The sequence below is a fragment of the Collinsella tanakaei genome (genome assembly GCF_021531055.1).
Taxonomy (GTDB): Bacteria; Actinomycetota; Coriobacteriia; order Coriobacteriales; family Coriobacteriaceae; genus Collinsella; species Collinsella tanakaei_B.
On record NZ_JADYTL010000001.1, the window covers coordinates 414245 to 426570 of the forward strand.

Annotated in this window: 12 protein-coding genes and 1 other RNA gene; 9 read left to right on the forward strand and 4 right to left on the reverse strand. The window is 64.8% G+C overall.

Features of this window, described 5'->3' with window-relative positions; translation table 11 throughout:
• Positions 1-2: 2 nt before the first annotated feature.
• From dapA to I6E04_RS01830, 6 genes are all read left to right on the forward strand, one after another.
• Positions 3-893, forward strand: coding sequence for a 4-hydroxy-tetrahydrodipicolinate synthase (gene dapA / locus I6E04_RS01805; RefSeq protein WP_235421441.1), 891 nt, complete (start codon positions 3-5; stop codon positions 891-893).
• Positions 894-903: 10 nt separating this feature from the next.
• Positions 904-1623 carry a 4-hydroxy-tetrahydrodipicolinate reductase gene (dapB, locus tag I6E04_RS01810; protein WP_235421442.1) on the forward strand — a complete coding sequence of 240 codons (720 nt, stop codon included), beginning with the start codon at positions 904-906 and terminating at the stop codon, positions 1621-1623.
• A 49-nt stretch (positions 1624-1672) separates the two neighbouring features.
• A complete protein-coding gene (dapD, locus tag I6E04_RS01815) occupies positions 1673-2374 on the forward strand; it encodes a 2,3,4,5-tetrahydropyridine-2,6-dicarboxylate N-acetyltransferase (protein WP_235421443.1) in 702 nt (233 codons plus the stop codon).
• A 217-nt stretch (positions 2375-2591) separates the two neighbouring features.
• Positions 2592-4091, forward strand: a complete 1500-nt coding sequence (locus tag I6E04_RS01820) for an NAD(P)/FAD-dependent oxidoreductase (RefSeq protein ID WP_235421444.1) — start codon at positions 2592-2594, stop codon at positions 4089-4091.
• The gene (locus tag I6E04_RS01825) at positions 4091-5329 is read left to right on the forward strand and encodes an NAD(P)/FAD-dependent oxidoreductase (protein ID WP_235421445.1); all 1239 of its coding nucleotides are present in this window, start codon (positions 4091-4093) and stop codon (positions 5327-5329) included. The genes I6E04_RS01820 and I6E04_RS01825 overlap by 1 nt, the downstream gene beginning before the upstream one ends.
• Positions 5323-5685, forward strand: a complete 363-nt coding sequence (locus tag I6E04_RS01830; protein WP_235421446.1) for a DUF1667 domain-containing protein — start codon at positions 5323-5325, stop codon at positions 5683-5685. Before I6E04_RS01825 ends, I6E04_RS01830 begins: the two co-directional genes overlap by 7 nt.
• A gap of 696 nt (positions 5686-6381) precedes the next feature.
• On the opposite strand, the gene I6E04_RS01835 is transcribed toward I6E04_RS01830, so the two are convergent.
• Positions 6382-7662 (reverse strand): O-acetylhomoserine aminocarboxypropyltransferase/cysteine synthase family protein, encoded by a 1281-nt coding sequence (locus tag I6E04_RS01835; protein ID WP_235421447.1) that lies wholly within the window; start codon positions 7660-7662, stop codon positions 6382-6384.
• 197 nt (positions 7663-7859) lie between these two features.
• Between I6E04_RS01835 and I6E04_RS01840 the strand changes: the two genes are divergently transcribed.
• On the forward strand, positions 7860-8315 hold the full coding sequence (locus I6E04_RS01840) for a C-GCAxxG-C-C family protein (RefSeq protein WP_235421448.1): 456 nt from the start codon (positions 7860-7862) through the stop codon (positions 8313-8315).
• 79 nt (positions 8316-8394) lie between these two features.
• Here the strand turns inward: I6E04_RS01840 and I6E04_RS01845 are convergent, their stop codons facing one another.
• The 3 genes from I6E04_RS01845 to I6E04_RS01855 all read right to left on the reverse strand — a co-directional run bounded on the left by I6E04_RS01845 (position 8395) and on the right by I6E04_RS01855 (position 10913).
• The gene (locus tag I6E04_RS01845; protein WP_235421449.1) at positions 8395-9030 is read right to left on the reverse strand and encodes an IMPACT family protein; all 636 of its coding nucleotides are present in this window, start codon (positions 9028-9030) and stop codon (positions 8395-8397) included.
• Between the two features lie 125 nt (positions 9031-9155).
• Positions 9156-9779: a DUF47 domain-containing protein gene (locus I6E04_RS01850; RefSeq protein ID WP_235421450.1), complete on the reverse strand. Its 624-nt coding sequence runs from the start codon at positions 9777-9779 to the stop codon at positions 9156-9158.
• An 81-nt stretch (positions 9780-9860) separates the two neighbouring features.
• Positions 9861-10913, reverse strand: a complete 1053-nt coding sequence (locus tag I6E04_RS01855) for an inorganic phosphate transporter (RefSeq protein ID WP_235421451.1) — start codon at positions 10911-10913, stop codon at positions 9861-9863.
• 372 nt (positions 10914-11285) lie between these two features.
• On the opposite strand from I6E04_RS01855, the gene rnpB reads away from it, so the two are divergent.
• Positions 11286-11643: RNase P RNA component class A (gene rnpB / locus I6E04_RS01860), an RNA gene on the forward strand.
• A 148-nt stretch (positions 11644-11791) separates the two neighbouring features.
• Positions 11792-12322: a nitroreductase family protein gene (locus I6E04_RS01865; protein WP_235421452.1), complete on the forward strand. Its 531-nt coding sequence runs from the start codon at positions 11792-11794 to the stop codon at positions 12320-12322.
• The last annotated feature ends 4 nt before the right edge of the window (positions 12323-12326 follow it).

The following is a 12326-nucleotide window of genomic DNA, read 5'->3' on the forward strand; positions in this document are numbered from 1 at the left end:
CTATGGATATCCGTGGGCTCGAGGGTTCGATCGTCGCCCTCATCACCCCGTTTCGCACCGACGGCAGCGTGGATTTCGATGCGCTCGGACGCCTGATCGACTTCCACCTGGACGCCGGCACCGACGCGCTGCTGCCGCTCGGCACCACCGGCGAGAGCTCCACGATGACGCACGAGGAGGACGAGGAGGTCGTGTCGTTCGTGGTCGAGCGCGTGGCGGGTCGTATCCCCGTCATCGCCGGCTCGGGCTCCAACAGCACGCAGACCATGCTCGAAAAGAGCCTCGCCTTCGAGCGCCTGGGCGCCGACGGTCTGCTGCTCATCACGCCCTACTACAACAAGAGCAACGAGGAGGGCATCTACCGCCACTTCGCCACGGTGCTCGACGCCGTGAATATCCCCTGCGTCCTGTACAACGTGCCCGGGCGCACCGGTTGCTCCATCAGCGTGGCGAATGTCGAGCGCCTGAGCGCGCACCCCAACGCGCTGGGCATCAAGGAGGCGAGCGGGTCGATCGCCTACGCGAGCGATATCGCGCACCTGATCGGGCCCGATTTCAAGATGTTCTCGGGCAACGACGACATGGTCGTGCCGCTCATGAGCCTGGGCGCCTCCGGCGTGATCTCGGTGTGGGCCAACGTCCAGCCGGCGCTCGTGCACGAGATGGTGCGGGCGTTTTTGGACGGTGATGTGGCGCGTGCCCGCGACATCCAGGTACGGAGCCTGCCGCTCATCCACAAGCTGTTCTGCGAGGTCAACCCGATCCCCGTCAAGGAGGCGTGCGCCCAGATGGGTCTGTGCGAGGCCATCTACCGCCTGCCGCTCGTGCCGATGGCCGATGCCAACCGCGAGGCGCTCGTCGCTGCCATGAAAGGGGCTGGTCTGCTTGCTTAGGATCGCGATCATGGGAGCCGGACGCATGGGCTCCCTCATCCGCACGACCGCCGAGGCGATGCGCGATGCCGCGGGCGGCGCGGCGTTCACGGTGGTGGCGCAGTTCGGGTTCGACCTCGCCGAAGCCGCGGAGGCTCCGGCTGCGGACGTGCTCATCGACTTTTCCAACGTGGCGACGCTGCCCGCCACGCTCGCCTATGCGCGCCGTTGCGGCTGCGCGGTGGTGAGCGGGACGACCGGCTATACCGACGAGCAGCTCGCACAGCTGCGCGAGCTGGGGTCCGAGGTACCCGTGGTGTGGTCGGGCAACTACTCCATCGGCGTCGCGGCGCTGCGGCATCTGACCGCGCAGGCCACGCGCGAGCTGCCCGGGTTCGACGTCGAGATCGTCGAGTGCCATCACAACCAGAAGGCCGACGCGCCGAGCGGCACCGCCAAGATGCTGCTCGACGAGGTGATCGCCGCGCGTGATGACGCCGAGGCGCACCCCGTGTTCGGGCGCGAGGGCATGTGCGGCGCGCGCGATGCGCACGAGATCGGCGTGCACGCCCTGCGCGGCGGCACGGTCGCCGGGGTGCACACGGTGTCGTTTTTCGGCACCGACGAGGAGGTCTCGCTCACCCATCGCGCGACGAGCCGGCAGATCTTCGTCAACGGCGCCCTCGCCGCGGCCACGAAACTCGCTGCGCGCGAGCCGGGCTTTTACACCTTTGACGAGCTGATGTTCTGAATGGGTTGAAACGAACACGTCCCCAACCAACCCGTGGGAGGATTGAGATATGAACGCACAGGAGATCATCGATTTCATCGCGTCGGCGAAGAAAAAGACGCCGGTCAAGCTGTATGTCCGTGAACGCGCCGGCGCCGATATCGACTGGGGCGCCGCGCACGTCTACGGCGGACCCGAAGGCCGCACCGTGTTCGGCGAGTGGGCCGAGCTCGCCGCCGTGATCGACGCCAACGCCGACGACATCGTCTACGCCGACATCGAATGCGACCGCCGCAACTCCGCCGTGCCGCTGCTCGACCTCAAGGGCGTCAACGCGCGCATCGAGCCGGGCGCGATCATCCGCGACCGCGTGGAGATCGGCGACAACGCCGTGATCATGATGGGCGCCGTCATCAACATCGGCGCCGTCATCGGTGCGGGCACGATGATCGACATGGGCGCGGTGCTGGGCGGTCGCGCCACCGTGGGCAAGAACTGCCACATCGGTGCCGGCACCGTGCTCGCGGGCGTCGTGGAGCCGGCGAGCGCCACCCCCGTCATCATCGAGGACAACGTCATGATCGGCGCCAACGCCGTGGTGCTCGAGGGCGTCCATGTGGGCGAGAACGCCGTGATCGCAGCCGGTGCTGTATGCGTCGAGGACGTGCCCGCGGGCGCCGTGGTGGCCGGCGTGCCCGCTCGCGTGATCAAGCAGCGCGACGCGCAAACCGACAGCAAGACCGGCCTGGAGGAAAGCCTGCGCCAGCTGTAATGGGAAAATGGGGACAGTCCCCAATTTCCCAGCTGTGGGAAAAAGGGACAGTCCCTATTTTCCCACCCGCATGCGGTCCTTCTTTTCCCAGTACGCTTCGGCGACCAAGAATCCGCGCGTTCGGCAGCAGATTCGTGGTTCGCGTAACAATCACAACGAAACCCGCGCTCCGTACGATTGAATCATCACTATCCGCCGCGAATCAGGAGGGATTCGTATGGAGCAATGGGACGTAGTCGTCATCGGCGCGGGCGTGGTCGGCTCCGCGGTGGCGCGTGAGCTCGCGCGCTATCGCCTGCGGGTCGCCGTGCTCGAAAAAGAGCTCGACGTGGCCTGCGGCAACAGCAGCCGCAACACCGGAATGCTGCACGCCGGCTTCACCTACAAGCCGGGCTCCCTCAAGGCCGAATGCGCCGTCGAGGGCAACAAGGAGTTCGATCAGGTCGCCGCCGAGCTCGGCGTGCCGTTCAAGCGCACCGGCAAGCTCGTCGTGGGCTTTACCGACCATGACATGGAGAACATCCTCAAGTTCAAGGCGATCGGCGAGCAGAACGGCGTCGAGGGCATGCGCATCATCGACAAGGAGGAAGTCGAGCGCATCGAGCCGCACGCGGGCGGCGAGTTCGCCATGTACGTGCCGTCGTCGGGCATCCTCGACCCCATGGCCTACACCATCGCGCTGGCCGACAACGCCGCGCAAAACGGCGTGAAGTTCTTCTTCGACCGCAAGGTCACGGCCATCGAGCGCTACATCGCCAACGACTGCTACCTCATCCACACCCCTGCCGGCGCGTTCCGCACCAAGTGGGTCATCAACTGCGCGGGCGCCTACGCCAGCCAGATCTCCGAGATGCTCGGCTATCCCAACTACCCGGTCCGCGGCTTCAAGGGCGAGTACTTCGTGCTCGACAAGAAGGCCGGCGAGTTCCTCAAGATCCCGGTCTACCCCGCCCCCAACGATAAGGGCGGCTTCTCCACGCACGCAACCCCCACCGTCGACGGCAACATCCTCGTGGGTCCCGACTCCTACGTCACCGAGGACTGGGAGGACTACAAGTGCACGAAGGATCATCTTGACGGCCTCATCCGCGACGGCTCCAAGATGTTCAAGCAGATGCGCCGCGAGTACTTTATCCGCAATTTCGCCGGCATCCGCTGGAAACGCGTCGACGAGGACGGCAACGTGCTCGACTTCAAGCTCGAGAGCGACCAGCAGCACAACCCCAACACCGTCAACCTCGTGGGCATCGAGTCGCCGGGCGTCACCTGCGCCCTGCCGCTGGCGCGTCGCGCCGTCGCCCGCCTGGTCGAGGTCGAGAAGCCCCAGGTCAACGAGGACTTCGATCCGGTGCGCCCGGCGCCCAAGCGCTTCTACGACATGACGCGCGAGGAGCAGGCCGCCGCCATCGCCGAAGATCCCGAGTACGGCGAGATCGTGTGCCGTTGCGAGACGGTGACGCGCGCCGAGATCCGTCGCGCCATCAACAACCCGCTCGGCGTCCACACGGTCACGGGCATCAAGAACCGCACGCGCGCCACGATGGGCCGCTGCCAGGGTGGATACTGCGAGACCCGCATCACCGAGATGATCGAGCAGGAGCTCGGCATCAAACCGACCGACGTGCGCTTCAACCACGCCGGATCCTATATGTTCACCGGTCCCGTCAGGGGCGCACAGGCTTCCGATGAGGCCGCCGAAGGGAGCGTGAGCGCATAATGAAGCACGTAGACGCCGTGATCGTCGGCGGCGGTCCCGCCGGACTCGCCGCGGCCATCGAGCTGCGCCGCAAGGGCATCGACGACATCTTGATCCTCGAACGCGAAAAGAAACCCGGCGGCATCCTGCGCCAGTGCATCCATGACGGCTTCGGCCTGACGCGCTTCGGCGAGACGCTCTCGGGCCCCGAGTACGCCGCGCGCTTCGTCCGCGAGGCCGAGGCGCTCGACATCCCCTGCCTCACCGACACCACCGTGCTCGAGATAACGCCCGACCGCCACGTGTACGCCTCCTCCTCCGAGCACGGCATGATGGAGTTCGAGGCCGGCGCGATTATCCTCGCCATGGGTTGCCGTGAGCGCACCCGCGGCGCGATCAGCATCCCCGGCACCCGTCCGGCAGGCGTGTACACGGCCGGCGTGGCGCAGGCCTACATCAATCTCAAGAACAAGATGGTGGGTCGCCGCGTGGTCATCTTGGGTTCCGGCGACATCGGCATGATCATGGCACGCCGCATGACGCTCGAGGGCGCCAAGGTGCTGGGCGTGTTCGAGGTGCAGCCGTACGCGAGCGGCCTGCCCCGCAACGTCGAGCAGTGCCTGAACGACTACGGCATCCCCCTGTCGCTGTCGCACACCGTCACCGACATCCGTGGCACCGACCGCCTGGAGAGCGTCGTGATCTCGCAGGTCGACGACCACATGCAGCCCATCCCCGGCACCGAGCAGGAGTATGAGTGCGACACGTTGATCCTGTCGGTCGGCCTTATCCCCGAAAACGAGCTTACCTGGATGGCCGGCGCCGAAAAGGACCCCGGCACGAGCGGAGCGGCGGTCGATGAGAACTACCAGACCACCGTCCCGGGCATCTTCGCCGCCGGCAACGTGCTGCACGTGCACGACCTGGTGGACTTCGTCTCGCTCGAGGCCGAGGCGCTGGCGGACGGCGCCGCTCGGTTCATCCGTGAGGGCGCGCTTCCCGCCTGCAACCTCGCCGTCCGCGGCAACGAACTGGTCGGCGGTCTCACGCCGTCGCGCATCAGCGGAACCGGCGACGTCACCGTATCGTTCCGCGTGCGCCGGCCGCTGCGCAACTGCACCGTGGAGCTTATGCAGGGCGACACCGTCGTCAAGCGTCGCCGCATGCCCAAGGCACTGCCCGCCGAGATGATCCAGATCAAGCTCAAGGCGGACGACCTCAACCAAACCGACGATCTGGAGGTGAAAGTGACATGCTAAGGGAGTTCACCTGCATCATGTGCCCGCAGGGGTGCGATATCACCGTCGAGCTCGACGGCACGACCATCACCGGCATCACCGGCAACAAATGCGCCAAGGGTGAGGCGTACGTCACGCAGGAGATCGAGAACCCCATGCGCAACATCGCGACCTCGGTCCTCATCGACGGCGGCGAGCTGCCGCTTGCGAGCGTGCGCCTGTCGAACGTAATCCCCAAGGACCGCATCTTCGACGTCATGGCCGAAATCCGCCGCGTCGAGCTGCCCGCCCCGGTCCACGAGGGCGACGTCGCGATCCACGACGTGCTCGGCTTGGGCGTGGACGTGATCATCACGAAGGATGTCGACGCCGCATAGCGTGCGATCTAGGCCAAAAGCCCGATCGATGCGTCCCGTGCTCGAGCCGAACGAGCGGCTCGAGCACGGGGCTTTTCCATGTCACCGGTGCGGCAGGACCGCAATCCCCTCCTCGGGTGGCATCCGCAGTAGGCTTCGCGCGCCAGGCGCATGCGGCATGCCTCATGGCGAGCAGTGCAGCATGCATGGATTCGCCCGAGAATGCCTTTAATTCACATGTACAACCGATCATGCCGCTTTTATGCAATGGTTGTGACCGCTTTCCATCACGAAAATGTTCATCTCGGCGCTCGGTTACAAAATGGGGCAGTTTCTAGTTGAAATGGGGCCCTCATGACAGGACAAGCTACGGCCACGCTCATCGGAAATAATCGTGATCTGCAATTACTTCATATGGGCTATTGCGCCGCCACCGACCTCGTATCGCGAGGTCCGACCTAATAATGTTTTCTATTGTGTATCAAGGTTTACCAATCGCAGGAAAACTAGAAAGTGTTGATTTTTGTAACCGCTCATCAAGATGAACGAAATCGACGGCGTCAAAGAGCCCGTCAGACACTTTCAGACCCGCACGGACGCCGCAAAGCGACCGTGGCGGCCACCCACACGCTCGCAGCGATGAAAAACACGGGGGACGCGCCGTAGGCGCGCCCCCCGTGTTCGTGGCTATAGACCGCTATGCGACAGACGGAACGGCTAAATCGTCGCCAGCGCCTGCTCGACGTCGGCGATGAGGTCCTCCGTGCTCTCGATGCCGCAGGACAGGCGCACCATATCGGGCGCGATGCCGGCAGCCTCGAGCTCGGCGTCGTTCATCTGACGATGCGTCGCGTTTGCCGGATGCAGCACGCAGGTGCGCGCATCGGCCACATGCGTGGCGATCTGAGCCAGTTTGAGGCTCTTCATGAACTGCTCGGCCGCCGCACGACCGCCGGTAAAGCCGAAACTCACCACACCGCACGACCCGTTGGGCAGGTACTTCTGGGCGAGCTCGTAATACGGGTCGGTGGGAAGCCCGGGATACTTCACGAAACGGACCTTCGGGTGCTCGGACAGGAACTCGGCCATGGCCTGACCGTTCTTGCAGTGCTGCGGCATGCGGACATGCAGGCTCTCGAGACCCATGTTGAGCAAGAACGCGTTCATGGGCGACTGGATGGAACCGAAGTCGCGCATGAGCTGCGCGGTCGCCTTGGTGATGAAGGCACCGCCCAAGCCGAACTTCTCGGCGTACACCACACCGTGGTAGCTCTCGTCGGGCGTCGTGAGCCCGGGGAACTTGTCGGCGTGCGCCATCCAGTCGAACTTGCCCGAGTCCACGATGGCTCCACCCACGGTCGCTCCGTGGCCGTCCATGTACTTGGTCGTGGAATGCGTCACGATGTCGGCGCCCCACTCGATGGGACGGCACATAACCGGCGTCGGGAACGTGTTGTCCACGATCAGGGGCACGCCGTGCGCGTGAGCGGCCGCCGCGAAGCGCTCGATATCGAGCACGTCGAGCGCGGGATTGGCGATCGTCTCGCCGAAGACGCACTTGGTGTTGGGACGGAACGCCGCCTCGAGCTCCTCGTCGGTGCAGTCCGGGGACACGAACGTGCACTCAAGGCCCATGCGCGCCATGGTGTGCACGAACAGGTTATACGTACCGCCGTAGATCGCGGAGCTCGCCACGACATGGTCGCCGCAGCCCGCGATGTTGAACACCGCGAAGAAGTTCGCCGCCTGGCCGGAGCTCGTGAGCATCGCGGCGCTCCCGCCCTCGAGCTCACAGATCTTCGCCGCCACGTAGTCGTTGGTGGGGTTCTGCAGACGGGTGTAGAAGTAGCCGCTCTCCTCGAGGTCGAACAGCTTGCCCATATGCTCGGACGTGTCGTACTTCCACGTCGTGGACTGGTAGATGGGGATCTGTCGAGGCTCCGCGTCGCCGGGGCGATAACCGCCCTGCACGCAGGTCGTTCCGATGCGTTCAGCCATTGGTGGTCTCCTTGTCTTTCGAGCGATGACGTATGACAGGATACTGCACCGCGCGAAAGTTCGCACGCCGCGACGGCAATGTAACAAAAGCCATGCACCGGGCGGAACGGCACCGCGTGCCACACATCCAAGGGGCAACCGGTGTATGATGCTCGAAAGCATCGCAGGTACCGCCACCATATCCCGAAAGGCACACCATGAACGAATCCGCAACCCTCACCGAACGCGCACCGGAGCTCGCGCAGCACGCCGTCGCCCTGCGCGCCGAGCTCAAGTACAACTGCGCCCAGGCGGTCGCCTGCGCCCTTGCCGACGAGGTCGGAGCCGACACCGCGACGATGTATGCGCTCTCGGAGGGATTCGGCGGCGGCATGGGCGGCCACACCGAGACCTGCGGCGCGATCTCGGGTGCCATCATGGTCCTCAGCCAGGAGGCGAGCGCCGGCATCGACGAGCCCGGCACCACGAAGGGCAAGACCTACCAGCTCGTCCGCGACCTTCTCGAGCGATTCCGTGTGCAAAACGGCTCGACGATCTGCCGCGAGCTCAAAGGCATCGAAACCGACACCGGCATGCTTCGCACCTGCGAGGGCTGCATCGAGGATGCGGTCGAACTCGCCTGCGCGATCATCGACCAGCGTCGCGGAGCATAGCGCGCAAGCCCCGTTTCATCCTCACGGACGCCGGCGCCCGCCTGCGGTCGGCCGACGTCCGCGCCCGAAGCCCGTCCGCCTAGAACTCATCAAAGCGCACGGCGCCCACGCTCACGCGCTCCTTGCCTGCCATACGCTCGGTCAACGCCGCCAAAAACGCCTGCTGCTCCCCCGCTCGGAACACGAGGTGCATGCAGACCGAATCGGTGTAGTCGGTGCCCGCGACATGCGCGCCCGCGCCCTGCGCCATATGGAGCACCTGCTCGTATTGGGCGTATTCCATCTGCACGTCGACAGGGACCACCTGCGTCATCTCGACAAGATCGCCCGCATCGCGCGCCGCCTCGATCGCAGCCTGCGCGGCGGCGGTGTACGCCCGCACCAACCCGCCCGGGCCCAGCAGCGTACCGCCGAAATAGCGCGTCGTCACGCAGCACACATCGCGAAGACCGGCACCGCGCAGCACCTCGAGCGTCGGCATGCCGCTCGTGCGCTGCGGCTCGCCGTCGTCGCTCGCGCGCTCGCGGCCGTCGGCCAAAATCCACGCGGGCACGTTATGGCGGGCATCGTAGTGCCTCGCGCGAACCGCGGCGATATGCTCGGCGGCAGCCTGCTCGCTCTCGACATGCACCAGCTGGGCGATGAACCGGCTCTTGCGGTCCACGAACTCACCGATGGCCTCCACCCCTGTCCGCATCGTGATATAGCTCTCCATACCAGCCCTTCAAACGAGATGACGCCGGCATGCGCCGACGTCATCCATTCTACCTATGTCGAGGCCCGCACAAAACCGAACCGTACCGCACGGGCAAGCGGGACGGCATCGCCGCGCGCGAAAGGCTAGCTGTTCTTCATGACGATGCTGCTGACGGTGTCGGCTACATGCTCGACGCTGTCGACGCAGTACTCGAGGAACGTGTAGACCTCATGCCACGTGAAGACCTCCATCGGGTCGTCGCAGCTCGTGTGAAGCGTGCGCATGGCCTCGATGTAGAGCGAATCGGCCTCCTCCTCGATGGAGTTGATGGCGATCACGTGCTCGCGCAGGGTCTTGGAGCGCTTGAACTGCGCCAGCTCGGCGAGCAGCGTGCCCATCTCGTCGCAGGAACGCTCGATCTTCTCGACGAGCGGCAGCGCGTCGGGACGGATCGTGCGGATGTTGTCGAAGTACAGCCGAAGCAGCACGCCCTCGATGCGGTCGACGACCGTGTCGAGGTAATCGCTCAGCGCGGCGATGTCCTCGCGCTCGATCGGCGTCACGAACGCCGTGACGAGCGCGTCGAGCACCTCGTGCTTGTGCTCGTCGGCGGCCTGCTCGATCGCGTGCATCTCGTCGATGCGCTGGCCGATCGTGTCGGGGTCGTACGAGCGCATGACCTCGGCGAGCAGGCGCGCGGCCTGGCTCGAGAGCTTGGCGCACGCAACGAACGAATCAAAGTAGAACGAATCCTTTTTCCTTGCCACGAGTTCTTCCTTCCTGTACCAGAAAACCGCTTCGGCAACAAAAAGCCGGCGCGCGGGAGCGCGTCGGCTTGCATTTAATTCCTAGAACAACATCATGAAAAGCTTGGCCATCACGAAGCTGATGAGGCCACAGCCCGGGAACGTGAACACCCAGGTGAGCATCATGTCCTTGACGACCGAGAAGTTGATGGCGGACAGGCGCTTGACCGCACCGACGCCCATGATGGCGCTCGTCTTGGTGTGGGTGGTCGAGACGGGGATGCCGAACACGGTCGACAGCAGGATGCAGAAGGCACCGGCGAGGTCGGCCGAGAAGCCCTGGAACTTCTCGAGCTTGACCATATCCATGCCGACGGACTTGATGATCTTCTCGCCGCCCACGCTCGTGCCGACGCCCATGACGAAGCTGCACAGCACCATGAGCCACACCGGGATCACCGCGTCGGTCAGGTCGGGCTGACCGTTGCAGAACGCCACGCCGAGCAGCAACACGCCGATGAACTTCTGGCCGTCCTGGGCACCGTGCATGAAGCTCATGGCGGCGGCACCGAAGATCTGCAGGTACTTGAAAGCACCGTTGGCTTTTCGTCGGTCTATGCCGGCGCAGACGATGGTGAGCAGCTTGCATATGCCCCAGCCGATGGCGAAACCGAGCGCCAGGCTCAGCACCAAGCCGTAGATGACCTTGATCCACTCGTCCATGTTGACGCCGCTCGTACCGCCCTGGATGGCGATGGCGGCACCGGTGAGGCCGGCGATCAGGCTGTGACTCTCACTCGTGGGAATGCCGAAGACGGAGGCGCCGACGCTGTAGACGACGATCGAGAACATCGCCGCGCACAGGGCCACGAGCGCCTCGTGGGTATCGCCGCCGAAATCGACCATGTTGCTGATGGTAGAGGCGACGGAGCTGTTGATGGAGGTCATGATGAGTACGCCGAGGAAGTTGAACACCGCGCTCATGATGATCGCCGGACGCACGTTCATGCAGCGCGTCGAGATGCAGGTGGCGATGGCATTGGGGGCATCGGTCCACCCGTTGACGAAGATGACGCCCAGCGTGAGCAGCACCGAGATCGCGAGAATCGGATTGCTGACCACCTGCTCGGCAAACTGAATCAGAGAAACATCCAAAACGCCCAACTCCTCCGTCGTGACGTGTGCAGACCCCCGGCCCGCATGACCGCCGACGCGGTTGAATACATCGTGCCGGGGCGCAACGTGTGGCGGGCGTCGACGAGCGATCAGCCCGAATTCCTGCGCGTATGCGCCGTAGGAATCGTATCACTTTACCGATTCTTAGCCAACAGGTAACATTGCGCGCGTTTTGTAAGGGTTCTGTAAGGTACAAGCGGGATAAACCCCCTGTCGCAGCGGTGCCCGCATCGATGCCGGACCGCTCCCCCGCAGCGCCGCCCGCCCCGCGCATCGCGCATCCGGATATCCCGTAGCGCAACCCCGTCCTCGCGCGCCGCACGGCCCCGACGTGCTACAATGGCTCCTCGCAAAGCGGGCCAGGCGGTCGCGCGATCTGCCTTGGGCAGACGTGAGGAAAGTCCGGGCTCCACAGGGCAGGATGCTGGCTAACGGCCAGGCGGGGCAACCCGACGGAAAGTGCCGCAGAAAAGAAGACTCCCACCTACGGTTCGCCGTAAAGGGAAAAGCTGAAACGGTGGTGTAAGAGACCACCAGCGTCGCGGCGACGCGGCGGCTTGGTAAACCCCATCCGGAGCAAGCGCGAATAGGGGCGCTATGGGCCGGCCCGGCCCGCGCCCGGGTAGCGTGCGAGGAGCCCTGCGGCAACGCAGCGGCCAAGATAAATGACCGTCCTCGACAGAACCCGGCTTATCGGCCCGCTTTGCATCTTCGACCACCTACGGACAACCGAATCGGATTCCCGCACGCCGCCACCGACGCACCTCGGCACATGTGAGACGTTCATGCGCGGTCGAAATGGGAACAAACCCAATAGCGCAACAGCAGCTGCACCGACGAAGCGAAAGAGGTGGCCCATGTCCTTCCAAGATCTGACCCGCGCCCGCTATTCCTGCCGATCCTACGAGCAGCGACCCGTGGAGCCCGCGAAGCTCGAAGCCATCATCGAGGCGGGTCGCATCGCGCCCTCCGCGCACAACAACCACCCCACGCGCCTGATCGTCTGCGACACGCCGGAGACGCTCGAGCGCGCCGCACGCGCAGCATACCGGTTCGCCCGCGACGGCAGCGTGTTCGGTGCGCCGGTCGTCCTGGTCGTCTGCGCCGTGGAGAACGACGCCTGGGTCCGCCGCCCCGACGGCATGAACTCCTCGCTCATCGACACCTCGATCGTGTGCGACCAGATGATGATGCAAGCGACCGACCTCGGCCTGGGGACATGCTGGGTCTGCATGTTCGATCCGGATATCGCCCGTTCGGAGTTCGACCTGCCCGAGGGCGTGGAGCCGATCTCGATGCTTACCGTCGGCTACGCCGCCGACCATATCGCCGACGCGGATGCGCGCGAGGCACGCTGCATCCCGCACGAGGACTTCGTACTCCCCTAGTACG

Bases quoted from the DNA above. Each gene is read 5' to 3' on its own strand.
- I6E04_RS01865 (WP_235421452.1), top strand. From the start codon at position 11,792: ATGTCCTTCCAAGATCTGACCCGCGCCCGCTATTCCTGCCGATCCTAC.
- I6E04_RS01845 (WP_235421449.1), bottom strand. From the start codon at position 9,030: ATGGAGAGCTATATCACGATGCGGACAGGGGTGGAGGCCATCGGTGAG.
- dapD (WP_235421443.1), top strand. From the start codon at position 1,673: ATGAACGCACAGGAGATCATCGATTTCATCGCGTCGGCGAAGAAAAAG.
- I6E04_RS01820 (WP_235421444.1), top strand. From the start codon at position 2,592: ATGGAGCAATGGGACGTAGTCGTCATCGGCGCGGGCGTGGTCGGCTCC.
- dapB (WP_235421442.1), top strand. From the start codon at position 904: ATGGGAGCCGGACGCATGGGCTCCCTCATCCGCACGACCGCCGAGGCG.
- I6E04_RS01825 (WP_235421445.1), top strand. From the start codon at position 4,091: ATGAAGCACGTAGACGCCGTGATCGTCGGCGGCGGTCCCGCCGGACTC.
- dapA (WP_235421441.1), top strand. From the start codon at position 3: ATGGATATCCGTGGGCTCGAGGGTTCGATCGTCGCCCTCATCACCCCG.
- I6E04_RS01840 (WP_235421448.1), top strand. From the start codon at position 7,860: ATGAACGAATCCGCAACCCTCACCGAACGCGCACCGGAGCTCGCGCAG.
- I6E04_RS01830 (WP_235421446.1), top strand. From the start codon at position 5,323: ATGCTAAGGGAGTTCACCTGCATCATGTGCCCGCAGGGGTGCGATATC.
- I6E04_RS01835 (WP_235421447.1), bottom strand. From the start codon at position 7,662: ATGGCTGAACGCATCGGAACGACCTGCGTGCAGGGCGGTTATCGCCCC.